Raw genomic sequence first — 22,446 nt, 5'->3', positions numbered from 1 at the left:
CACCGGCCGGGCAGAGCACGGGGCCAGATTGGCAAAGCTGAGATACAGAGGTCAGGCAGCTTTCTTGCGCCTCGCCTGGAGGCCGATTCCGAGCAAACCCGACAGTAGGAGCGGCAGACCTGCTGGGAGCGGCACGGCGGCAACTGCTTCTTCGGAGGTTAAATTGATGCGGACAAACGTTGATGTATCGAACGGAAGCGATTGAACGTTGACGAAAAGCTCATTACCGGAAAATGTCACACGGCCATCCGTGAGGCCGAGCGTGGTGACGTTTGTGTCGATAATTGCGTCGGTGATATTAAGCGCGACAGACGACGCGAAAGTGAACACATAAGTATTCTTGAACCCAGTAGCGAACAGCGAGAACGGCGCGCTGTTCGTGAAATCAATCGTTAGAAAATCTGCTCCGACATCGATGGCCACATCGACCAGAGACGACGCGAACCCCGGAGGCACACCGACTGTCGGATCAAAGAGACTGGCAACATCGGGGAACTCAACAGAGGTTTCCGATACCGTTACAGAAGCAGGAAATGAAGTTACAAACAACTGACTGGTGGGCGTCGCTTGAGCCTCGGTCTTAAGACTGAGTTCCGTACCGACTAGCGATAGAGTTGCGGCAAGAACGGATGAGGGTGCGAGTAAAATTCCTGCAAATGCCATTCCGCTCAAGAATTCATTTCTCACAATTAATTCCTCCGAAGATTGGTATGATGGTTCCGAACCCGAACCCAAGAACTCAGACCAAAATCCGCAATGAACTCACAATCCACCATATCTTACGTTGGATCAATATTAACTGTTTTTACTTCGGGTGGAGCCCAACGAGGGCTACCTGGGCGAAAGTCTGTTCAGTAGACATCACAGGTCTCGAGAGAAGGCACTCATCGACGTCTGTCCGGCCAGGTTCTGGGCTCACAACCAGCAGATAAATTGTGCGGCGAGAGCGATGACCGAGAGGAAGACCTTGGGGCAGCGGTCGCACCGGGTCGCTGCGCGGCGCCAATCCTTAAGTCTGCCGCGCATGAGCTCGAGCCGGTTTCGCCGCTTGTAGCTTCGCTTGTCGTACTTGACGGATGCCCGGCACTCCCCGCCGCTCGGGCGCCTTGTCATGGCCCGAGCAGGTCTTCTTGCGATGGCCAAGGAGAGCGGGCCTCGGGTTTTCCGAAGTGCCCCCGCTCTCCCCTTTGGGCAACGAGGCCCCCCGCTACTTGCGCAGCTTGGCCTGCTCCAGTTCCCAGTATTCGATCAGGAACTGTTCGGGACGCGGCAGCGGCTGGTAGCCGCCCAGCGCCTCGGCGGACGCCGCGACGCGGAGGTTCTGCTCGGCCAGATCGGCGTTGATGCTGGCCTCGGAGGCAGAGCGTCCCAGACCGATCAAGCCTGCGCCCGGCACGAAGGCCACCCGTGGCAATGTGTCGAGCATGATCTGCGTACCGTCCGAATGGTCCTGGAAATACCGCTCGTAGGCCGCGCCGAAACCGGCGAGCGCCGCGCGGATACCGGCGGCATCCGTCCCGGGCGCAAGGATCAGCGGCCAGGGCTTGATGCGGATCACGTGATCCGGCGTCACCGTTCCCCGGCTGACGGCCTCGGCCATGCCCGCCTGCCCCGACAGCGCGGCCAGCGGGTCGGCGCCGCGTGCGTCGGTGAAGGCAAGCCCGGGCAGCGCGGCGTGCAGATGCGGGACAAGCGCCTCCAGCGCCTCGTTGCCCTGGCGCGGGCTCGGCGGCATCAGGGCTGCGCCGCGCGCGGCAAGATGGGCCTCGCAGGCGGCCACCGCGTCGCGGAAGCGGGTGAGGCTTTCGTCGGCCGTTTCGCCCCAGGTGAAGAGCCCGTGTTGCGCCAGCCACATCCCCCAGGCCTGCGGCTCTGCCTCGGCGGCCCTGGCGCCCTCGATGGACAGATCGAACCCGGGGAAGACGTAAGGCAGGAAGACCAGCCCGTCCCCGAAGAGCACGCGCAGCGTCTCTCGCTGCTCGGCCTCGGGGCGGCTGGCCAGCGCCAGCACCGCCGAGGCATGGCCGTGATCGACGAAACGCGCCGGCAGGTAGGCATGCAGCAATGTCTCGACCGAGGGATTGGGCGCCGACGCATCCAGCAGGTGCGCGCGCAGGAAGCGCACCATCTCGCTGTCGCTCAGCCGCGCCCCGTCCTTCACCTCGAACAGCGGATCGAGCCAGAGCCCCGGCATCCCCTGCGGCTCCATCACCGCCAGATCCCAGCCCGAGCCCTTGACATGCAGCACCCGCCTGCCCTCGCGCATCACCTTGACCGAGGTGTTGCCGCCGCCATGCATCGCCAGCTCGGGGTTTCCCCCGAGCTGCCTGGAGCTTTCGACCCGCTGCGCCAGCAGCGTATCGGCCTCGTCAGTCATCGACGTCATGCCGCCTTGCGGGCAGCGAGATCGTTGTACATCTCGAAGGCCTGCGCCGCGGGAAGCAGGTCATGCACCACCGCGCTCACCGCCTGGATCATCGCCACCGGGTCCCCGGCGCGGAAGATGTTGCGACCCATGTCGACGCCCGCCGCACCCTGGTCGATGGCCTTGTAGGCCACCTCGAGCGCCTCGGCCTCGGGGATCTTCTTGCCGCCGGCGATGACGATCGGCACCGGGCAGCCGGCGCAGACCTTCTCGAAGCCCTCGTCGACATAGTAGCTTTTGACGTATTGCGCGCCGATCTCGGCGGCGATGCGGGTGGCAAGGCCGAAATAGCGCGCGTCGCGGGCCATATCCTTGCCGACGCCGGTCACGGCGAGGGTCGGCATGCCGACGCGGTTGCCCCGGTCGATCAGGTTGATGATGTTGGTGATCGATTTATGCTCGAATTCCGAGCCGATATAGACCTGCGCCGCCATCGCCGCGACGTTCATCCGCAGCGCGTCCTCCATGTCGACGGCGATGGTCTCGTTCGACAGCTCGGACATGATCGAATTGCCGCCCGAGGCGCGCATCACGATGGGCTTGCGGGTCGAGGCGGGCACCGTGGTGCGCAGCATCCCCCGCGTGCACATAAGCACATCGGCATGGTCGAACAGCGGCGCGATGTTCAGATCGACCCGTTCCAGCCCGGTGGTCGGCCCCTGGAAATAGCCGTGATCGAAGGCCAGCATGACCGTGCGCCCGGTATCGGGACGGAAGATCCGCGCCAGCCGGTTCTGCATGCCCCAGTCATAGGCGCCCGCGCCCTTGAGGAAGAACGGCTCGTTCCTCGGGGGCGTGGTCAGCCCGAAATCCTTGCCGTCGATGATGTCGTCGAGATCAGCCATGTGATGTCCTTTCCTGTGTCTCTCTGGAATCGAAGCCGGGCAGCTTGGGCGGCGCCCAGGCCGCCCCGAGCGCATCCCGGTAGGCGCACCAGCGCCGGTATCTTGCATCCAGCAGCGCCTGCGCCGCCGGACAGGGGGTGATTTCCTCGACATGCCGGGCCATGGCCTGCGTGGCGTCATCGAAATCGGCAAACAGCCCGGCGCCGATGGCGGCGGCGATGGCAGCCCCCCGGGCGCCGGTCTCGGCGCAGTCGGACAGGCGAAGCGTCATCCCCAGCGCATCGGCGAAGATCTGCGCCCAGAGCTCGGATTTCGCCGCGCCGCCGGACAGGGTGGCAAAGCGGAAGCGGCGATCGGGGTCGAGGATCTCGAAATGCGCGCGGTGGCCGAAGGCGACCCCTTCATAAAGCGCGCGCACCATGTCGCCGCGGCTGTGCCAGGCGCCCATGGCGCTGAAGCCGCCGCGCGCACCGGGCACCGGCCCGGCGTAAAGGAACGGGTGAAAAACCGGCAGGTCCTTTTCGGGATCGGCCCCGACCGCAAGCCGGTTGCAAAGCGCGAACGGATCCTCTCCGGTGGCCCTGGCCTCATCCGCGAGGAAGGTCTGCACGAACCATTCGAGGTTCGCCGCCGAGGTCGGCGAGCATTCGCAGCTGACCCAGGTGTCGCGCCCCAGCACGCTGGCAAGCAGCGCCCGCGGCTCTGCCGGCAGATGCTCGGCAAAAACCTGGTTGATCGACCAGCTGCCCGCGACGATCGAGGCCTCGCCGGCATGCGATGTGCCCGCCCCCAGCGTCGAGGCCAGCACGTCGAAAAGCCCGCCCACCACCGGGGTGCCTTCGGCAAGGCCGGTTACCGCGGCGGCGGCGGCGGTGACATGACCGACCACCGCATCGCTTTGTGCGGGCTCGGGCAGGACGTGTTTCAGCCCCTCGATGCCGTAAAGCCGCAGCAACGCGTCGTCATAATCCAGCGCGGGCAGCGCCAGCAGCCCGGCGCCGGCAAGATCCGACACCTCCGAGCCCATGCGCCCGGTCAGCCCGTGCACGATCACGTCCTTGCACAGCAGCGCCTTGTGGGCGCGGGCCATGATCTCGGGGCGGTTCTCGGCGATCCAGCGCAAGAGCACCGGGGTCATCGCAGGCCAGGGCCGCGACTGGGCGCGCGACAGGATCTCGTCGCCATGTTCGGCCGCGATCTGCGAAGCCAGCGTCTCGGCGCGGTTGTCCATCGACTGGATGCCGATCAGCCCGCGGCCTTCGGCATCGAGCAGATAGAGCCCGTTGCCATGCCCCGCGGCGCCCACCGCCAGCACCTCGGCGCCGTCGATCCCGGCCTTGGCGAGGCAGTCGCGGATCGCGCCGCTGGCGGCCTGCCAGAGCCCGTCGGGGTCGCGCTCCACGAAGCCCGGCGCCGGTTGCAGCGTCTCGGACCCGCGCGAGGCGACGGCAAGCGTGGTGCCCTCGGCATCGAACAGCGCCGCCTTCACCATCGTGTTCCCGGCATCCACGCCGATGAGATATCCCGTCATTGCGCCGCAACCTCCCCTTTGCGATGCAGGCCGATCCGCTCCGGGTCGGCCCCGTGATCCGTTGCCAGCTTGACCCGGAAGCGGTGCAACTCCTCCGCGCGGCGGGCCGCGCTCCAGCCCCGGGCCGCTCCCAGCCGCTCCGCCAGCGCCTCGAGCGCCGCCGCATCCAGCCCGCCCGCCAGCGCCACCACCGTGCGGCGCAGCGCGAGATCGGCAAGCGTCTCGACCTGCTCATGGGCGATCAGGTAATCGATCTCGGCATCCGAATAGCCCGGCAGCCCGGGCAGCATCCGTTCCCCGGCGAAGCTCGGCGCCAGCGCGCCCGCCAGCGTGCCGTAGCGCGCCAGCAGCGTCGCGACCCGCGCCTGCGACAGCCCCGAGGCCGCCGCCTGTTCGGCGCACCAGGCATCCGGATCGGACGGATAACCCGCGCCGCCGCCGATCGGCAGGTCCCCCGTGCCGGTGCGGCGCGTCAGCCCCAGACGGGCCATCACGTCATCCGCGGCCAGCTCGCCGAAGGCGCGGAAGGTGGTCCATTTGCCGCCGATCATGCTGAGCATCGGGATCCCGCCCTCGGTCCAGCGGTTGAAATGGCCGCGCGGGATCTGCCCGGTGGTGCCCGCACCGCTGACCGGCAGCGGCCGTACCCCGGCGAAGACATGCCGCACCTGGTCGGGCCGCACCGTGATGCCCGGAAAGACCCAGGACAGACCTTCGAGGATATAGGCCTGCTCATCCGCCTCGCAGCGGACCTTGTCGGGATCGGGCACCTTGATATCGGTCGAACCGATCAGCACCATCCCGTGCAGGCAGAACATGATGCAGATGCGCCCGTCGACATTCTCGTAATAGACCATGTCATCGCCGAGCATGTCGCGGAGCTCGGGATGGTCGAGCACGAGATGCGCGCCCTTGGTGCCCTGAACCATGTCCTCCGTCGCCCCGGCGCGGGCATTGGTGCGGTCGATCCAGGCACCGGTGGCGTTGACCACGATCTCGGGGCGCAGGGTGATCTCGCGCCCGCCGATACGGTCGGTCAGCGCGACCTCGGGCCCGATCTTCGTCACCTCGAGATGGTTCAGCGCGACCGCGTCGCAACCGGCGCGCGCCACATCCTCGAAGATCTCGGTGACCACGCGCTCGGGATGGCTGACCTGCCCGTCGTAATAGGTGGCGGCGCAGCGCAGCCCGGGGCGGAAGGGAAAGCGCGCCTGCGCCGTCTTGGCGGACCAGAAGGCATGCGGCGGCAGCCCACCCTTGCCGCGGGTATAGATGTCGTAGAAGGACAGCCCCAGCTTGACCGGCAGCGCGCCGCGCCGCGATGGCGCCTTGCTGAGGCCGAGGAACCTGAGCGGTGCGTTCAGCGCGCCCGAGACCCAGCTGTCGATCGGAACGATGGTGCGCAGCGGACCGACCAGATGCGGCGCGTTCCGGAGCAGGCGGTTGCGCTCGTCGAGCGCCTCGCGCACCAGATCGAACTCGCCATTCTCGAGATAGCGCAGCCCGCCATGCACCATGCGGCTCAGCGCCGAGGAGGCCCCCGCGCAGAAATCCGATTTCTCGGCCAGCATCACCGGCACCCCGTTCAGGGCCAGTTCGCGAAAGACCGACGCGCCGTTGATGCCGCCGCCGATCACCAGCACCTTCGGTGCGGCGCCGTCCATGGCATCGAGCCGCGCGGCCCGCGACATGGGGGGAACGATGGAAAGGGTCATGCGGCCTCCTTCAGGCGCGCCAGCACGCAGCGGGCGGTGGCGTCGTCGGTGACAAGCGTGTTGATGTAGCCGCCGCGCACCACGGCGCAGATGGCCTCGGCCTTCTCCTGCCCCGCCGCGACGCCGATGCTGAGCGGCACCCTGGCCAGATCCGAGGGCGAGATCGCCACGACCAGCCGGTTGCGCACGTAATCGGTGACGGCGCCGCGCGCATCGAGCACATGCGCCAGCAGCTCGGCCACCGCGCCCGAGGCATAAAGCGCCTCTTCCTCGGCGGGCACGTCGCGGTGCAGATCGAAATAGGAGGTCGCCTTCTCGCGCAGACCGCCGATGCCGACCACGGCCACGTCGGCGGCCCGGGCGGCCTCCATGACGCGCGAAACCGTCTTCATCTCGCAGATCATCGCGTGCTGCTCTTCGGTCTCGGCAAACATCGGCGAGAGCATCTGCACCGCCTCGCCGCCGAAGGCGCGGGCCAGCGTGGCGGCGGCGTGGTTCACGTCGGTATAGTGCTTGCCCTGCACGAGGCCGGTCGCGGGCACCGCCCTCATGCCGCGCAGCGGCACCACCTGGCGCAGCCCGGCGACGCAGGCGCTGACGCCCTTGCCGCCCGTCAGGCAGACGGTCATCCCCGGCTTCAGCTTCGAGACCAGCAGTTCGGCGGCGGTGATGCCGACCCGGGCCAGAACCGCCTCGGGATTGCCCGCGGCGGTGGTCTCGATCACCACCTCGCGCAGGCCCGAGACCTCGGCCAGCTCGCGTTCCAGCGCGAGATGGTCCTGGAAAGGCGAGCGGATCGAGATTTCCACCATACCCATGTCATGCCCCGCCTTGATCATCCGGTTGACGGTGGAATGGCTCTGCCCCATCCGCTCGGCCACCTGGGCCTGGGTCAGCCCGTCGACGTAATGCAGCGTCAGCGCGGTATAGATCCGGCGTATCTGCGCGATGTCCTGAAGCTGATCCATCATCAGCCCCGCTTGCCGCGCTTGTTCATCAGATGGTCGAAGCTGACCGCCGCCAGCAGGATGCAGCCCTTGATCATGTCCTGCATGTAGACGCTGACATCGAGCAGGATCAGCGACGAGGTCACCAGCGACAACAGCGCCACCCCCAGCACCGCACCGAAGATCGAGCCCTGCCCGCCCTTCAGCGAAGCGCCCCCGATCACCGCGGCCGCGATGACGTTCAGCTCCATGCCGACGCCGAATTGCGGCGTGGCCGAGCCGAAGCGCGCCATGAAGATCACGCCCGCGAGGCCGGTTAGGGTCGAGCACAGCACCGTCACCCAGAAGATCACGCGCTTGGTGCGGATGCCGGAATATTCGGCGGCCTGTTCGTTGGAGCCGGTGTAGATGATGGTCCGGAACCGTGCCGAGCGCCGCAGCAGGAAGTCGAAGACGACCGCCAGCACCACGAAGATCACCACTACGACCGGCAGCCCGCCAAGGCTGCCCTGCCCGACGAACTTGAATTCGGGCGGCAGCGAGAACAGCGACATCGGCGTGCCCTTGGTGATCAGCAGGCACAGGCCGCGCACGATCACCATGGCCGCCAGCGACGCGATGAAATGCGACAACCCAACGCGCACCACGAACAGCCCCATCGCCGCGCCGACAGCCGCCGCCGCCGCGACCCCCGCGGCCGAGGCGAGCCAGGGGTCGAGCCCCATCAGGAACAGCTTGCCCGCGACGACCATCGCCAGGCAGACCACCGAGCCGACCGACAGGTCGAGCCCGCCGACGATCAGCAGCAGGGTCATGCCGATGACCACGATCCCCTCGATCGAGAAGCTCAGGAAGATGGTCCGGAAATTCGACCAGGTCAGGAAATACGGGCTGGCAAAGCTCATCACCACGCAGAGCGCGAGGATGATGCACAAGAGCCCCATCTCGCGCATCCCCGCCAGCCTGCGCAGGGGGCCCGGGTCGCGGCGGGTCTGGGTCATGCCGCCGGAAAGGCTGGTCTCGCTCATGCTGCGTCTCCTTGAATATGCAGGCCCGAGGCAAGATGGATGATCGCCTCTTCGGTCATCTCGTCAGAGCCCAGCTCTCCGGTCATCTCGCCCTCATGCAGGACGACGATGCGGTCGCTGAGCCCGATCAGCTCGGGCAGTTCGGACGAGATCACCACGATGCCGACCCCCTGGTCGCACAGCTCGCGCAGGATGGCATGGATCTCGGATTTGGCGCCGACATCGACGCCGCGCGTCGGCTCGTCGAGGAAGACCACCTTCGGGTTCACCGACAGCATCCGCGCCAGCGCCACCTTCTGCTGGTTGCCGCCCGACAGCGTGCTCGGCGGGTCCTCGGGCCGGCCGGCCTTGAGCCGGAGCCTCCGGCCCAGCGTCTCGGCCTGAGCCAGTTCCGCCGCGCGGTCGACAAGGCCCGCCTTGGTCACCTGCGAGAGGCGCAGCGACGACACGTTCTGCGAGATCGGCAGGTCGAGGAACAGCCCCTCGCCCTTGCGGTCCTCGGAAACATAGACCATGCCCCGCTCCAGCGCGGCGGAAAAATCGGGGATCTCGACCGGCTCGCCATTCAGGCGCACGGTCTTGGCGCTGCGGCGCAACCCGCAGATCGCCTTGGCCAGCTCGGACCGGCCCGAACCGATCAGCCCGCCGATGCCGAGGATCTCGCCCTCGCGCAGGGTCAGCGACACATCGCGAAGCACGTCGCAGGTAACGCCCTCGACCTCGAGCAGCGGGCGGCCCGGCGGCGTGGTGGCCTTGTCGGGATAAAGATGGGAAATCTCGCGCCCGACCATGTTGTTGACCACCTCCTGGGGCGTGGTCTGCGGAATATCGAGGCAGGTGACATAGGCGCCGTCCCGGAACACCGTGACGCGGTCGCAATGCTCGAATATCTCGGCCATGCGGTGCGAGATGTGGATGATGCCGAGCCCCCGCTCGCGCAGCCGGTGGACGATGCGGAACAGCTTTTCCGTCTCGGTCTCGGTCAGCGCCGAGGTCGGCTCGTCGAGAATGAGGATGCGCGCGTCCAGCGTCAGCGCCTTGGCGATCTCGACCAGCTGCTGGTCCGAGATGCTCAGATCGCCCACCTTGGCGGCCGGGTCGACATCGCAAAGCTCTGCCAGCACCGTCCTTGCCTTGCGCTCCAGTGCGGCGAAATCCATCAGGCCCCGCCGCGTCGCCGTGGCGCTCATGAAGATGTTCTCGGCTACGCTCACGTCGGGGCAGAGCGCGATCTCCTGATGGACGAAGCCGATACCGAGCGCCTGCGCCTCCAGCGGCGAGCGGATGCGGCGCGGCTCGCCGTCGATGCGGATCTCGCCGGCGTCGGGTTGCAGGATGCCATCGACGATCTTCATCGTGGTGGACTTGCCGGCGCCGTTCTCGCCGGCCAGCGCGTGGATCTCGCCGGCGCGCAATTCGAAGAAGACGTTGCGCAGCGCCCTTACCGGGCCGAAGCTTTTCGCGATGTTGGACAGGTGCAGAAGGGGCGGCATGGCGACCTCCGGATCATGCGGGGGAGGTGCGGCGGATCGGGAAAAACCGATCCGCCGACGAGGAACCGCGCCGCCAAAGGGGGGAGGTGCGGGCGCGGCCTTGGCGCGGTCCTGGCGCGGGCGTCAGCCCTCGATGCCGCGGGTACCGCGCTTCTTGAGGTACTTGTCCCAGTAGAAGCTGTCGGCATTCTCCTGCGTCACGACCGAATAGCCGTTGTCGAGCATCGGGATCCCCATCGGGTTGAACCCGGCCTCGGCATGGTCGTTCATCGGGTCGATCAGCTCGGGATGCTTGGCCAGCCACAGCAGCAGGAAGCCGTAATAGCCCTGGGCGCCCTGATTGGGGTTGATCGCGCCGAACATGTCGCCCGCCTTGATCATGTCGAGCACGCTTGCATTCACGTCCACCGACATGACGCGGATGGTGCCGCCCGCCTCCTTGGCCGCCTGCGCCGCCCCCATGGCCGAGGACGCCTCGGGCATGAACACCGCGCCCAGATCCGGATGGGCCTGCGCCAGGCTCAGCACCGCCTGATAGGCCTTGTTCGGGTCCTGCCCGGTCGAGGCACGGCCGACCAGTTCCATGTCGGGATAGTTGGTTTCCATCTCTTCGACGAAGGCGGCGACGCGGCGGTCGTGGTTGTCCTGCCCGGGATTTTCCAGCACGGCGTACTGGCCCTTGCCGCCCATGGCCTCGGCGATCTGCTGCGCGGCAACGCGGCCCTCGCGGAAATTGTCCGAGGTCACATAGGAGACGCGCTTGGAATTGGGGCTGTCGGCGGCAAAGGTCACGATGGCGGTGCCCTGCTCGATGGCGCGGTTGATCGGCTCGACGAAGGGGTCGGGGCTCATCGGATGCAGCAGGATGCCCGCGGGCTGCCTGGCCAGCGCCTGCTCGAAGGTGGCGATCTGCTTGTTGACGTCATATTCCGGCGTGCCGGTGTAATCCGTCTCGCAGCCGAACTGGTGCGCCGCCTGCTTGAACATCTCGTAGACCGGGAACCAGTATTCCACGCCCGAGACCATCACGTTCATCACATAGGTCTCGCCCGGCTCGCAGTGGAACGGGCTCTGCTCCCACGGTGCATCGGCGTCCTGGGCCAGGGCCCCGGCTGCGCTGGCCACGACAAAAGAGGCGGCTGCCGCCGCAAGATAACGGGTCTTCATCGGATGTCCTCCCTGAACCGGACCCGCTTTCTCCTCAGGCGGGGCCGACATTTCACAGTGTCAGGATGCGGGGCAGCTCACTGGCTGTCAATAAATCCTAAGGTCTGAAATATATTGCATGTCGCTGCTACGCGGCACCCGGGAACATGATGCAACCTGCATGTGAGCCGTGGACTCGGCTTACTTGTCTGAGGGTTAAGTTCCCGTATCCGACGGGTCAACGAGCAGCTGTTCGGGCGTTGTTGCAGATCTCGGTATGGATTCCCTTAGCGAATCCATCAATGCAGGTGAGGCACATGCCGAAGCCCACCTTTCCCCGCTATCGCACGCCGAACTGGTCAGCCTGCAAAGCCTCGCTGCGTAAGCGAGGCTCGCTGTCGGTGTGGTTTGATCCCGACATGGTCTGGCACGCGGAGAAGTCCGGGACGACCCGAGACCTTCTCGGATGCCGCGATCCAGACCTTCTTGACGCTGAAAGTTCTCTTCGGTCTTCCGCTTCGCCAGACGGCCGGGCTGGTCGAAAGCCTGATCCGGATGGCCGGGCTCGATTGGTCGGTGCCGGATTGTTCGACGCTCTGCCGACGCCAGGCGCGGATCGCGGTTCAGATCCCTTATCGTGCATCCGGGCAGCCGCTGAACCTCCTGATCGATAGCACCGGCATCAAATTCCGAGGCGACGGCGAGTGGCAGGTTCGCCAGCATGGTGCGTCGCGCCGCAGGCAATGGCGCAAGGTCCATATCGCCGGGGACGCGGGCACGGGCGATGTCCGCGCGCTCGAGTTCACTTCGAGCCGCCAGGGAGACAACCCCTTGCTGCCGGAACTGCTGAAGCAGATCCCGCCAGACGAACCGAGTGATACCGTCACCGCGGATGGTGCCTATGACACGCGCCGGTGCCATAGCGCGATTATCGACCGAGGCGCCAACGGGATCATACCCAGACGTGCCTTTCGATGAAGGTGCTATTCGGCATGGCGCTCAGGCAGACGACCGGCTTCGTCGAGAGCCTGCTGCAGCTGGTTGGCCTCGACTGGACGGCGCCTGACTTCAGCACCCTGTCCCGCCGCCAGAAGACCCTGACTGTGAACATACCGTATCGCGGGTTCAATTCGGGCCGTGGAGATCACAGGGAGCCACATCGTTACCCGACCTGCTCAAACAGATCCCGGCGCACGAGCAGATCGGCAGCGTCACCGCCGACGGTGCCTGCGACACCCGCAAATGCCACGATGCCATTACTGACCGCGGCGCCCACGCTGTCATTCCGCCCAGCAAGAACGCCAAACCGTGGAAGACAGTCACCGCCGGCGCGGTCGCACGAAACGAAGCACTGCGGGCATCGAAATACCTCGGTCGTGCCCTCTGGCGACGATGGAGCGGATACCACCGCCGAAGCCGTGTCGAGACGAAGATGCACTGTGTGAAACTGCTGGGACAGCGCCTCATGGCACGGGACTTCGACCGACAGGTCGCCGAGCTTCAGGTCCGTATCGCCGACCACCCCAACCGTAGCTCAAAGACCCGTCATGCACTAACACTGAAATCGGCCCACCCGATGGGGGCAGGCCAACCCCCTGCGTTTCCTCGCTCTTCACGGGCACGAAACGCAGGTTCGGTCTATGAACTGCCTCGCAGATCGCCTCCGCGTCAGCCGCATCATTTTTCTGGCGCTTGATGAAGGGCTTCACATGGGCGGGCGGGATGAGGCAGATGTCGTGACCCAGCGTTGCCAGCTTCCGCCACCGGAAATGCACACCACACCAGGCCTCCATCGCCACCAGACAAGGCGACAAACTGGCGAAGAACTCGAGCACCTGAGCCCTCCCGAGCTTCTTGCGCAAGACAGCATTGCCTTCGCCGTCAGCACCATGGACCTGGAACAGGTCTTGCGAGAGGTCCAGCCCGACCGTGACAATCTCCGACATGACCGCCTCACAAATCGGATTGTTGCGACCCCACCTCGGATCGCGGTGTTTTGACAGAGCAGACCAACCAGCGCCGCCATCCACGTCTCGCGGCGCGGGCTCTCCGGTCGGTGTAATGATCTATTCCAGTCGGCTTTCAACTGCCTTGCGGGCCGAGAAGCTCCGACAGAGTCACCAAAAGAGATTCGTCCTGGTAATGCCCGGCGGCGAAGGACATGCCGACCGGGCAACCTTCGACCGTCAGCAGCGGTGCCGAGATCTCGGGAAGACGGGCAACTCCGGAGAACGCCGTGAGGGTCATCGTCGGATCGTAGAACGCCGTCACCGCCTCGAGCGTGTCAAGCGACCCTTTCAGTGGCGCCGCGGTCGGCGTGGTCGGGAAGCAGATGATCGTGCCAGGGGGAAGCGCTGCGTTGATCTGCTGGAAGAGCCGCTCGCTTCGCGTCAGGCTTTCCAGCGCGGCGATCCGGTCGAAGTGCTGCACATTGCCATAGGCCAGGGTGAAGGTCGCGCCCAGCTCGGGCCGGGTCGCCTCGATCCAGTTGCCGACCGTGCTCTGGAATTCCGCCGTCTGCAGATCGCGCAGCGCCTTCAGATTGCAATCGCTCAGGGCCACGTCTTCGCCGACGAGCTCGGCAAAGCGGATCGGCTCCGCGACAAGGCCGGTGCGCCGGGCGATCTCGTCCAGGGCGGCGCGCAGCTGTTGCTGCACGGGCGGCAGGGCAAGCTCGACCGCGTCGCTCAGCACCAACAGACGGCGCGGCGCAGTCACCGGCGTTGTCTGGCTGTGCAGCAGGACACGCGCCACGGCTTCGAGACGCGGAAGGCTCTCGGCAAGGATGCCCACGGTGCTGACGCTCGGCATGAAGGGCAGCACCCCGGCCTCGGAGATGCGATGCAGCGAGGGGCGCATTCCCCAGATCCCGCAGAGGCTCGCCGGAACGCGCACAGACCCGCCCGAATCGGTGCCGATCGAGAAGTCGGCCAGCCCGTTGGCAACGGAGGCGGCCGAACCGCTCGACGATCCACCGGGAACCCGCCCGGGCGCCTTGGCATTCTGCGGCGTGCCGAAGAACTGGCTTTCTCCATCCAGGCTATAGGTGAGTTCATCCGCGACGGCCTTGCCCACGCAGTGCGCCCCGGCGGCAAGAAGCTGATCGACGCAGAGGGCGTTGTGGACCGGCGCGGGATGGGTGTCCCGCCAGGCGGGGCTGCCGAACGAGGTGCGATGCCCGGCGATGTCGATATTGTCCTTCACCGTGAAGCGCGCGCCGCTCAGGGGCCCGTCCTTCACCGGAGGCAGATCGAGCGCTTCGACGAGCGCGTTGAATGGATCGGGGGAAGAGGTTGTAGACATGCTCGGGGGTAACGCGGCACGCCCGGAGGGGCAAGCGGCTGTGTTCCATTCGATCTTTAGGCGCCGAGAGGCGACGGCGCGTCCTGGACCCAGCTGGGCCACCTGCGCACAGCCCTCAATTGGACCGTGAAAATGCGCATGATCGAGTACGCTCCGCATATCGAGAAACCGCCGAAACCTGCCCCGCGAGATCGCCACCTCACCCAGGCGGAAATCGACAAGCTTCTGGCGGCGGAATGCGACCCGCATATCAGGCTCGTGGTCAGACTGATCTGTGCAGAGAAGCCACGGGCCCGAGAAAGGGGCGCGCCGTGGTCCCGATGAATTTCGGGGCGCGCGCGGCGCTGATGCCTGCGAAAGAGGCCGCGCTGAGCGACCATGTGATCGAATGAGCCGGAGCACCGGTAACGTGGATCCGAAAGGGGGGCAGCGCGCCGTTAATTCGGCCTGCCTCAAGGACGTATCACCCCATTTTCTCCGGCAGACTTCCGCCGTCCACATGGCCGAGGCGGGCGTGCCGATAAGCGAGATCAGCCAGTATCTGGAACATTCAAAACGTCTTGGTGACAGCGCGCGTTCATGCTTGGGACTCGCCAAGCCAGTTGCGCCGCGCAGCGGATGTTCCGGACTTCACGACGCTCCGCAAGGTTCATGGGACCTGGGCGCGCTTTGCAAAATCAACACAAACCATTGGAAAGATGGTGGGTGATAAGAGATTCGAACTCCTGACATCTTCGATGTGAACGAAGCGCTCTACCACTGAGCTAATCACCCGTGGCGCGCTTGTTATCCGCACCCGCCGAGCTTTGCAAGAGGGTCGAGGAGAATTGCCCGCAGCTTTTTCAGGCATGTTCCGGGGCGCCGCCCCCATCGCCCGGAACGAAAAAGACGCGCCCGCGGGGGGCGCGTCCTTGGTCATCTGGCCGTGCCCCGGCGCGGCCGCGTCAATGCGCGACCTGCCCCGCCGTTTCGCCCCCCGAGGCCTTGGCGGCGGCGGCGGCAGCAGCCTCCTCGGCAGCCTCGTCCCATTCGATGGGCTCGGGCGCGCGCACCAGCGCCTGTTTCAGAACCTCGCGGACATGAGAAACCGGAATGATCGTCAGCCCCTCCTTCACGTTGTCGGGGATCTCGCGCAGGTCCTTCTCGTTCTCTTCCGGGATCAGCACCGTCTTGATCCCGCCGCGGAGCGCTGCCAGCAGCTTCTCCTTGAGCCCGCCGATGGCCAGCACATTGCCGCGCAAGGTCACCTCGCCGGTCATGGCGATATCCTTGCGGACCGGGATCTGGGTCAGCACCGAGACGATCGAGGTCACCATCGCCACACCGGCCGACGGCCCGTCCTTGGGCGTCGCGCCTTCGGGGACGTGAACGTGGATGTCGATCTTGTCGAAACGCGGCGGCTTGAAGCCGATCTCGGGCGCGATCGAGCGGACATAGCTCGACGCGGCGTCGATCGATTCCTTCATCACGTCGCCAAGCTTGCCGGTGGTCTTCATCCGACCCTTGCCGGGCAGCTTGAGCGCCTCGATGGACAGCAGATCGCCCCCGACCGAGGTCCAGGCAAGCCCCGTCACCACGCCGATCTGGTCTTCCTTCTCGGCCAGCCCGTAGCGGAACTTCTTGACGCCCAGATAATCCTCCAGCGCGTCCGGCGTGATGGTGACCTTGTCGGTCTCCTTCTTGATCAGCTTGGTCACCGCCTTCCGGCCCAGCTTGGCGATCTCGCGTTCGAGGTTCCGCACCCCCGCCTCGCGGGTATAGCGGCGGACGATCTCGGTCAGCGCCTCGGGCGTCAGCTCGAATTCCTTCGACTTCAGGCCGTGGTTCTTCACCTGCTTGGGCACGAGGTGACGCATCGCGATCTCGTGCTTCTCGTCCTCGGTGTAGCCCGCGAGGCTGATGATCTCCATCCGATCCAGCAGCGGGCCCGGCATGTTGTAGCTGTTGGCGGTGGTCAGGAACATCACGTTCGAGAGGTCGTATTCAACCTCAAGATAGTGATCGACGAAGCTGGCATTCTGTTCCGGATCCAGCACCTCGAGCATGGCCGAGGCCGGATCGCCGCGGAAATCCTGTCCCATCTTGTCGATCTCGTCGAGCAGGATCAGCGGGTTGGTGGTCTTGGCCTTCTTCATCGCCTGGATGATCTTGCCGGGCATCGAGCCGATATAGGTCCGCCGGTGACCGCGGATCTCGGATTCGTCGCGCACGCCGCCAAGGCTGATGCGGATGAATTCGCGCCCCGTGGCCCGCGCCACCGATTTGCCCAGCGAGGTCTTGCCGACGCCGGGCGGGCCGACGAGGCAGAGGATCGGCCCCTTGAGCTTCTGGCTGCGCTGCTGCACCGCCAGATATTCGACGATCCGTTCCTTCACCTTCTCGAGGCCGTAATGGTCGTTGTCGAGCACCTTCTCGGCCGCGCCCAGGTTCTTCTTGACCCGCGATTTCACGCCCCACGGGATCGAGAGCATCCAGTCGAGATAGTTGCGCACCACCGTCGCCTCGGCCGACATCGGCGACATCGACTTCAGCTTCTTGACCTCGGCGGCGACCTTCTCGGAGGCCTCCTTCGACAGCTTGGTGCCGGCGATCCGCTCTTCGAGCTCGGCAATCTCGTTCTGGCCCTCGTCGCCATCGCCGAGTTCCCGCTGGATCGCCTTCATCTGCTCGTTGAGGTAATATTCGCGCTGCGTCCGCTCCATCTGCGACTTGACGCGGGTCTTGATCTTCTTCTCGACCTGCAGGACCGACATCTCGCCCTGCATCAGGCCATAGACCTTCTCCAGCCGCTGGGCCACGACCAGCGTTTCCAGAAGATCCTGCTTCTGTTCGACCTCGACGCCCAGATGGCCCGCGACCAGATCGGCAAGCTTGGCCGGTTCGCGGGTATCGGCAACCGCCGAGAGCGCCTCTTCGGGGATGTTCTTCTTGACCTTGGCGTAGCGCTCGAACTCGGTGCCGACAGAGCGCAGCAGGGCCTCGACCACCTCCTCGTCGCCGATCTCCTCGTCGAGCGGCTCGCAGCTGGCCTCGAAGAAGGACGGGTTGTCGATATAGCCGGTGATCCGGACCCGGGTCCGCCCCTCGACCAGCACCTTGACGGTCCCGTCGGGCAGTTTCAGCAATTGCAGCACATTGGCCAGCACACCGGTCCGGTAGATACCCTCGGCCGAGGGCTCGTCCATCGCGGGGTCGACCTGCGCCGAAAGCAGGATCTGCTTGTCGTCCTGCATCACCTCCTCGAGGGCGCGGACGGATTTCTCGCGGCCGACGAAAAGCGGCACGATCATGTGCGGGAAGACCACGATGTCGCGCAGCGGCAGGACTGGATAGGATGGGCTCAGATGCTCGGGCATGGGGTATCCTTGTTTCGCTGGACGGCTACCGGCCCCGATCATCGGCAGCGCTCGGCCGTCCCCGGTCTGGTCACTTTATCTGGGGCAATTCTTGACCGATTCAACCTGCCCGCCTTCAACCGGCGCCCAGAATGCCTGCACGGCGCGCTGCGCGCAAGCGCACAGCCGGGCAGCGGCAACGCAAAACCGGGGCAAGGTAAACACCGCGCCCGCCCGTGCCCGGCGGCATCCCCGGTCAGAGCGGCTCGATATCGCCCTCGGCGCGTGCCGCATGGAAACCGGCCTGCCAGTCCGTGAACCGGCCTCCGGCGATGGCCGCGCGCATCTCTGCCATCAGTTCCTGAAAATAATGCAGGTTATGCCAGGTCAAGAGCATCGACGAGATGATCTCCTGCGCCCGGAACACATGATGCAGATAGGCGCGCGAATAATTGCGGCAGGCCGGGCACTGGCAGGCCTCGTCCAGCGGGCGCGGATCGTCGGCATGGCGGGCGTTCTTGATGTTGACCACGCCGCGCCGGGTGAAGACCTGCCCGGTCCGCCCCGAGCGCGACGGCAGCACGCAATCCATCATGTCGACGCCGCGCGCGACCGCACCGACGATGTCGTCGGGCTTGCCCACGCCCATCAGATAGCGCGGCCGGTCCTCGGGCAGGAAGCCGGTGGCATAATCGAGCACGCCGAACATCGCCTCCTGCCCCTCGCCCACCGCAAGCCCGCCAAGCGCATAGCCGTCGAAGCCGATATCCGTCAGCGCAAGGGCCGATTCCTCGCGCAGCTCGCGGGTGACGCCGCCCTGCATGATCCCGAACAGCGCATGGCCGGGGCGATCTCCGAAGGCCTGTTTCGAGCGTTCCGCCCAGCGCATCGACAGCCGCATGGCGCGCGCGACCTCGGCCTCCGAGGCGGGCAGCGCCGGGCATTCGTCGAAGCACATCACGATGTCGGACCCCAGCAGGCGCTGGATCTCCATGCTGCGCTCTGGGCTCAGGACATGGGTCGAGCCGTCGATATGCGACTTGAAGCGGACCCCCTCCTCCGACATCTTCCTAAGCCCGGCAAGGCTCATCACCTGGAAGCCGCCGGAATCGGTGAGGATGGGCTTGTCCCAATGCATGAAGCCGTGCAACCCTCCGAGACGGGCCACCCGCTCGGCCCCGGGCCGCAGCATCAGGTGATAGGTATTGCCCAGCAGGATGTCGGCGCCGGTCGCGGCAACGCTTTCGGGCAGCATGGCCTTGACCGTGCCGGCGGTGCCCACCGGCATGAAGGCGGGGGTGCGGATCTGCCCGCGCGGGGTCGAGATGGCGCCGCTGCGCGCCTCCCCGTCCGAGGCATGAAGAGTGAAACCGAATGTCGTCATGGGCGTTGCCATATCAGCCCGGCGCGACCAAGGACAGAGGCTCCGGCGCGCCGCCGGCGATGGAAATCACGACGGAAATCACCGGCCCCGGGGTTCGGCCGCTTGCAACCCGGGGCGGGCCTTGACAACAGGGCGCGAGGCATCCGCCCCCCGCGAACGGGTTGGCCGACCGCCCCGCCACCGCACAGGACGATCTGCATGACCGAGCACACAGACCCCGCGCCGACGGGCTTTCGCCTTGGCTGGGAGGAATGGGTTTCGCTGCCCGATCTCGGGCTGCCCGCGATGAAGGCCAAGGTCGATACCGGCGCCAAGACCTCGGCGCTGCATGCCTTCGACATCGAGCCCTTCGGCCCCGCCTCGCGGCCCAAGGTCCGCTTTGCCGTGCATCCGATCCCCGGACGCGAGGACCTGTCGATCCCCTGCTCGGCCGCCATCGTCGACCGCCGCGAGGTGACCTCGTCGAACGGCGATTCCGAATGGCGCTATGTCATCGCCGCCGAGATCGTGGTGGGCGGGCGGCGCTGGCCGATCGATCTGACCCTGACCCATCGCGGCGGCATGGCCTACCGCATGCTGCTGGGCCGGCAGGCGCTGGGCGAGGACGTGATCGTCAGCCCGGGCGACAGCTGCTGCCAGCCGATCCTGTCCTATGACGTCTATCACAGCCAGCGGGTGCGCGAGGTGGCGCCCGCGCGGGTGCTCCGGATCGCCGTGCTCAGCCGCGAGCCGCACAACTACTCGACCGCGCGGCTGGTGGCCGAGGGCGAGGCGCGTGGCCATGTGGTCGAGGTGATCGACACCGCGCGCTGCTACATGTTGCTCGACGCGCTGGCGCCCGATGTGCATTACGACGGCGCCCGCCTGCCCCGTTTCGATGCCGTGATCCCCCGGATCGGCGCCTCGGTCACCGCCTATGGCACCGCCGTGATCCGCCAGTTCGAGACCATCGGCACCTATTGCGTCAACGGCTCGGAAGGCATCACGGCAAGCCGCGACAAGCTGCATGCGCATCAGATCCTCGCCCGCCACCGGATCGGCATGCCGACCACGGCCTTCGCCGCCTCGCCCAAGGATACCGGCAACCTGATCTCGCTGGTGGGCGGCGCGCCGCTGATCGTCAAGCTGCTGGAATCGACGCAAGGCAAGGGCGTGGTGCTGGCCGAGACCACCAATGCCGCCTCATCGGTGATCTCGGCCTTTCGCGGGCTCAAGGCCTCGTTCCTGGTGCAGCGCTTCATCAAGGAGGCGGCGGGCGAGGATATCCGCTGCCTCGTCGTCGGATCGAAGGTCGTGGCGGCGATGAAGCGGACCGGGGCCGAGGGCGATTTCCGTTCGAACCTGCATCAGGGCGGCCATGCGATCACGGTAAAAATCACCCCGCAGGAACGCGAGATCGCGGTGCGCGCGGCCCGCGCCTTCAAGCTCAACCTCGCCGGGGTCGACCTGTTGCGCGCCCATGACGGGCCCAGGGTGCTCGAGGTCAATTCCTCGCCCGGCCTCGAGGGCATCGAGAAATCCTCGGGCAAGAACATCGTCGGGCTGCTTTACGACGAGATCGAGAAGCGGGTGCGCCCGCTGCCGGTACCGAAGGGCCGCCGCCGGCGCTAGGCCCGATCCGGGCCCCGTCAGCGTTCGGTCAGTTTCAGCTCGATCCGGCGGTTCTGGGCCCGGGCCTCGGGGCTCTTGCCCGCCGCCACCGGCTGGTACTGCCCGAAGCCCGCCGCCGCCAGCCGGTCGGGCGGAAAGCCCAGATCGTCGATCATGTAGCGCACCACCGACAGCGCGCGGGCCTGGCTCAGCTCCCAGTTATCGGCAAAATCGGCGCCCCGGGCCAGTGGCACGTCGTCGGTATGGCCGTCGATACGCAGGATCCAGTCGATATCGGGCGGGATCTCGTCCGCGACCCCGCGCAGGATCGCCACCACATTGGCGATCTGCGCCTCGCCATCGCCCGACAGATCGGCCTTGCCGGTCTCGAACAGAACCTCGGAGGAAAAGACGAAGCGGTCGCCGACGATCCGGACGCCCTCGCGCCCGGCCAGCAAGGCCCGCATCCGTCCGAAGAATTCGGAACGGTAGCCTTCCAGCGTCTTCTTCTCGGCCTCGAGCCTTGCGGCCTCTTCCTCGGCCTTGCGCCGCGCCGCCTCTTCCAGCTTCGCGCGTTCGCGCTGTTCCGAGGCCACCCGCGCCAGTGCCGCATTCAGCTTGCTGCCCAGCGTCTCGATCTGCACCCGCGCCGCCGCGTCGCGCTCCTGTGCATCGTCCAGCAGGCCCTGCAACTCGCCCAGCTGGCCACGCAGCGCCGCCATCTGTCGGTTCAGCAGTGCCACCTTGCGCTGGCTCTCGGCCGATTTCGCCTCTTCCGTCTCAAGCCGCTCGTTCGCCACCGCCAGCAGCGCCGCGCGCCGGTCGGCCTCGGACAAGGCTCCCTCGGCCTCGGTCGCGGCCTGCTCGCGCGCCTTCTCGGCCGCGGCCAGCAGGGTCAGCGTCTCCTCGGCCCGCTGCCGCGCCTGTTCCAGCGCCAGGCTCATCGCGCTCAGCTCGTCCTCCGAGCCTGCCAGCTTGTCGCGCAGCGCGGCCGCCGCCGCCGCCTCGGCCAGACGGTCCTTCTCGGCCTGCGACAAGGCGGCTTCCGCGCTCTCGACCTGGCCCTCCAGCGTCGCGCGCGCTGCCTCGGCCTCGGTGTTCCGGGCCCGCAGATCGGCCACCAGCGCCTCCAGCGCCTCGCGCCGGGCCGCCGCCAGCCGCGCCGCCTCGGCCTGGGCATCGACCTCCTGCCGGGTCGAGGCCAGCGCCGCCTCCAGCCGGTCGCGGGAGCCTTCAAGCTCGGCCAGCTCGCCTTCCAGCGTCTCGCCGCGCGCCCGCGCCGCGTCGCGTTCGCTCACAAGCCGGGCGACGCGATCCTCGATATCGCCGATCCGGGTCTCGGCCGCCGCCAGATCCGCCTCGCGCGTCGAAAGCCGGTCGGTCAGAGACGCGATCAGCGCCGCCTGCGCCTCGGCATCCGAACGTGCCGTCGTCAGCGCCGCCCCCAGTTCGCCCACCTGCTCTTCCAGCCCCGAGGCGCGGCGCCGCTCCATGCCCAGCGCATCGGCCAGGGCCGCAAGCTCGGTATTCAGCTCGGTCAGCTCGCTTTCCTGCCCGGTGATGGTCTCGCGCAGCATCTCCTGCACCAGCATGAAGATCGACAGCACGAACATCAGGACCAGCAGCAGAGCCGTCATCGCATCGACGAAACCCGGCCAGATCATGGCCTGGAACCGTCCGCCGCTGCGCCGCGTCAGGGCCATC

At 66.5% G+C, this 22,446-nt stretch carries 15 protein-coding genes, 1 tRNA gene and 4 pseudogenes; 4 read left to right on the top strand and 16 right to left on the bottom strand.

Going from position 1 to position 22,446, the window contains the following annotated elements; translation table 11 throughout:
• Window positions 1–51: 51 nt before the first annotated feature.
• The 10 genes and pseudogenes from A6W98_RS20245 to A6W98_RS06535 form a co-directional block, all read right to left on the bottom strand.
• On the bottom strand, window positions 52–687 hold the full coding sequence (locus A6W98_RS20245; RefSeq protein ID WP_155734738.1) for a VPLPA-CTERM sorting domain-containing protein: 636 nt from the start codon (window positions 685–687) through the stop codon (window positions 52–54).
• 228 nt (window positions 688–915) lie between these two features.
• Window positions 916–1,074, bottom strand: a pseudogene (locus A6W98_RS20940) (IS5/IS1182 family transposase); the annotation flags it as partial.
• 133 nt (window positions 1,075–1,207) lie between these two features.
• Window positions 1,208–2,386 (bottom strand): class II aldolase/adducin family protein, encoded by a 1,179-nt coding sequence (locus A6W98_RS06570; protein ID WP_042459398.1) that lies wholly within the window; start codon window positions 2,384–2,386, stop codon window positions 1,208–1,210.
• Window positions 2,383–3,270 carry a 3-hydroxy-5-phosphonooxypentane-2,4-dione thiolase gene (gene lsrF / locus A6W98_RS06565; protein WP_042459396.1) on the bottom strand — a complete coding sequence of 296 codons (888 nt, stop codon included), beginning with the start codon at window positions 3,268–3,270 and terminating at the stop codon, window positions 2,383–2,385. The genes A6W98_RS06570 and lsrF overlap by 4 nt, the downstream gene beginning before the upstream one ends.
• Window positions 3,263–4,801 carry an FGGY-family carbohydrate kinase gene (locus tag A6W98_RS06560; RefSeq protein WP_042459392.1) on the bottom strand — a complete coding sequence of 513 codons (1,539 nt, stop codon included), beginning with the start codon at window positions 4,799–4,801 and terminating at the stop codon, window positions 3,263–3,265. Before A6W98_RS06560 ends, lsrF begins: the two co-directional genes overlap by 8 nt.
• Window positions 4,798–6,516, bottom strand: a complete 1,719-nt coding sequence (locus A6W98_RS06555; protein WP_231098378.1) for a glycerol-3-phosphate dehydrogenase/oxidase — start codon at window positions 6,514–6,516, stop codon at window positions 4,798–4,800. The genes A6W98_RS06560 and A6W98_RS06555 overlap by 4 nt, the downstream gene beginning before the upstream one ends.
• Complete coding sequence (locus A6W98_RS06550) at window positions 6,513–7,487, bottom strand: sugar-binding transcriptional regulator (protein ID WP_042459389.1); 975 nt, start codon at window positions 7,485–7,487, stop codon at window positions 6,513–6,515. Before A6W98_RS06550 ends, A6W98_RS06555 begins: the two co-directional genes overlap by 4 nt.
• Entirely contained in the window at window positions 7,487–8,491 is a 1,005-nt protein-coding gene (locus tag A6W98_RS06545; RefSeq protein WP_042459386.1) for an ABC transporter permease, read from the bottom strand. Before A6W98_RS06545 ends, A6W98_RS06550 begins: the two co-directional genes overlap by 1 nt.
• On the bottom strand, window positions 8,488–9,984 hold the full coding sequence (locus tag A6W98_RS06540) for a sugar ABC transporter ATP-binding protein (RefSeq protein WP_042459383.1): 1,497 nt from the start codon (window positions 9,982–9,984) through the stop codon (window positions 8,488–8,490). Before A6W98_RS06540 ends, A6W98_RS06545 begins: the two co-directional genes overlap by 4 nt.
• 123 nt (window positions 9,985–10,107) lie before the next feature.
• Complete coding sequence (locus A6W98_RS06535) at window positions 10,108–11,151, bottom strand: substrate-binding domain-containing protein (RefSeq protein ID WP_042459379.1); 1,044 nt, start codon at window positions 11,149–11,151, stop codon at window positions 10,108–10,110.
• A 296-nt stretch (window positions 11,152–11,447) separates the two neighbouring features.
• Here A6W98_RS06535 and A6W98_RS06530 point away from each other — a divergent pair.
• Together A6W98_RS06530 and A6W98_RS21865 are read left to right on the top strand one after the other, a co-directional pair.
• A pseudogene (locus A6W98_RS06530) lies at window positions 11,448–12,096 on the top strand (IS5 family transposase); the annotation flags it as partial.
• Window positions 12,090–12,826 (top strand): annotated as a pseudogene (locus tag A6W98_RS21865) (transposase); the annotation flags it as partial. The pseudogenes A6W98_RS06530 and A6W98_RS21865, both read left to right, overlap by 7 nt.
• On the opposite strand, the pseudogene A6W98_RS20235 reads toward A6W98_RS21865, so the two are convergent.
• Window positions 12,714–13,076: pseudogene (locus A6W98_RS20235) on the bottom strand (IS110 family transposase); the annotation flags it as partial. The pseudogenes A6W98_RS21865 and A6W98_RS20235 sit on opposite strands and share 113 nt — an antisense overlap.
• Before the next feature lie 136 nt (window positions 13,077–13,212).
• Window positions 13,213–14,682, bottom strand: a complete 1,470-nt coding sequence (locus A6W98_RS06520; RefSeq protein WP_196760251.1) for an amidase family protein — start codon at window positions 14,680–14,682, stop codon at window positions 13,213–13,215.
• 139 nt (window positions 14,683–14,821) lie between these two features.
• On the opposite strand from A6W98_RS06520, the gene A6W98_RS21860 reads away from it, so the two are divergent.
• Window positions 14,822–15,142: a tyrosine-type recombinase/integrase gene (locus A6W98_RS21860; protein WP_072071656.1), complete on the top strand. Its 321-nt coding sequence runs from the start codon at window positions 14,822–14,824 to the stop codon at window positions 15,140–15,142.
• Here the strand turns inward: A6W98_RS21860 and A6W98_RS06515 are convergent.
• The 3 genes from A6W98_RS06515 to tgt all read right to left on the bottom strand — a co-directional run bounded on the left by A6W98_RS06515 (window position 15,133) and on the right by tgt (window position 19,152).
• Window positions 15,133–15,207: transfer RNA gene (locus A6W98_RS06515), tRNA-Val, on the bottom strand. The genes A6W98_RS21860 and A6W98_RS06515 overlap by 10 nt on opposite strands.
• Window positions 15,208–15,377: 170 nt before the next feature.
• The gene (lon, locus tag A6W98_RS06510; protein ID WP_042459364.1) at window positions 15,378–17,789 is read right to left on the bottom strand and encodes an endopeptidase La; all 2,412 of its coding nucleotides are present in this window, start codon (window positions 17,787–17,789) and stop codon (window positions 15,378–15,380) included.
• Between the two features lie 235 nt (window positions 17,790–18,024).
• Complete coding sequence (gene tgt, locus A6W98_RS06505) at window positions 18,025–19,152, bottom strand: tRNA guanosine(34) transglycosylase Tgt (protein ID WP_042464656.1); 1,128 nt, start codon at window positions 19,150–19,152, stop codon at window positions 18,025–18,027.
• A 198-nt stretch (window positions 19,153–19,350) separates the two neighbouring features.
• On the opposite strand from tgt, the gene rimK reads away from it, so the two are divergent.
• Window positions 19,351–20,763, top strand: a complete 1,413-nt coding sequence (gene rimK / locus A6W98_RS06500) for a 30S ribosomal protein S6--L-glutamate ligase (RefSeq protein ID WP_042464654.1) — start codon at window positions 19,351–19,353, stop codon at window positions 20,761–20,763.
• Between the two features lie 17 nt (window positions 20,764–20,780).
• On the opposite strand, the gene A6W98_RS06495 is transcribed toward rimK, so the two are convergent.
• Window positions 20,781–22,445, bottom strand: a complete 1,665-nt coding sequence (locus A6W98_RS06495; RefSeq protein ID WP_042459363.1) for a peptidoglycan -binding protein — start codon at window positions 22,443–22,445, stop codon at window positions 20,781–20,783.
• Between the last annotated feature and the right edge of the window lies 1 nt (window position 22,446).

Source organism: Rhodovulum sulfidophilum DSM 1374 (assembly GCF_001633165.1).
GTDB lineage: Bacteria > Pseudomonadota > Alphaproteobacteria > Rhodobacterales > Rhodobacteraceae > Rhodovulum > Rhodovulum sulfidophilum.
This window is presented reverse-complemented; position numbering and strand designations above follow the sequence as displayed.

Coding starts and splice junctions, on each gene's coding strand:
- A6W98_RS06560 (WP_042459392.1), bottom strand. CDS start 4,801: ATGACGGGATATCTCATCGGCGTGGATGCCGGGAACACGATGGTGAAG.
- lsrF (WP_042459396.1), bottom strand. CDS start 3,270: ATGGCTGATCTCGACGACATCATCGACGGCAAGGATTTCGGGCTGACC.
- rimK (WP_042464654.1), top strand. CDS start 19,351: ATGACCGAGCACACAGACCCCGCGCCGACGGGCTTTCGCCTTGGCTGG.
- A6W98_RS06550 (WP_042459389.1), bottom strand. CDS start 7,487: ATGATGGATCAGCTTCAGGACATCGCGCAGATACGCCGGATCTATACC.
- A6W98_RS21860 (WP_072071656.1), top strand. CDS start 14,822: ATGAGCCGGAGCACCGGTAACGTGGATCCGAAAGGGGGGCAGCGCGCC.
- A6W98_RS06545 (WP_042459386.1), bottom strand. CDS start 8,491: ATGAGCGAGACCAGCCTTTCCGGCGGCATGACCCAGACCCGCCGCGAC.
- A6W98_RS06495 (WP_042459363.1), bottom strand. CDS start 22,445: ATGGCCCTGACGCGGCGCAGCGGCGGACGGTTCCAGGCCATGATCTGG.
- A6W98_RS06540 (WP_042459383.1), bottom strand. CDS start 9,984: ATGCCGCCCCTTCTGCACCTGTCCAACATCGCGAAAAGCTTCGGCCCG.
- A6W98_RS06570 (WP_042459398.1), bottom strand. CDS start 2,386: ATGACGTCGATGACTGACGAGGCCGATACGCTGCTGGCGCAGCGGGTC.
- A6W98_RS06520 (WP_196760251.1), bottom strand. CDS start 14,682: ATGCGGGTCGCATTCCGCCGCCAGAAGCTTGTCGATTTCCGCCTGGGT.
- A6W98_RS06555 (WP_231098378.1), bottom strand. CDS start 6,516: ATGACCCTTTCCATCGTTCCCCCCATGTCGCGGGCCGCGCGGCTCGAT.
- lon (WP_042459364.1), bottom strand. CDS start 17,789: ATGCCCGAGCATCTGAGCCCATCCTATCCAGTCCTGCCGCTGCGCGAC.
- A6W98_RS06535 (WP_042459379.1), bottom strand. CDS start 11,151: ATGAAGACCCGTTATCTTGCGGCGGCAGCCGCCTCTTTTGTCGTGGCC.
- tgt (WP_042464656.1), bottom strand. CDS start 19,152: ATGACGACATTCGGTTTCACTCTTCATGCCTCGGACGGGGAGGCGCGC.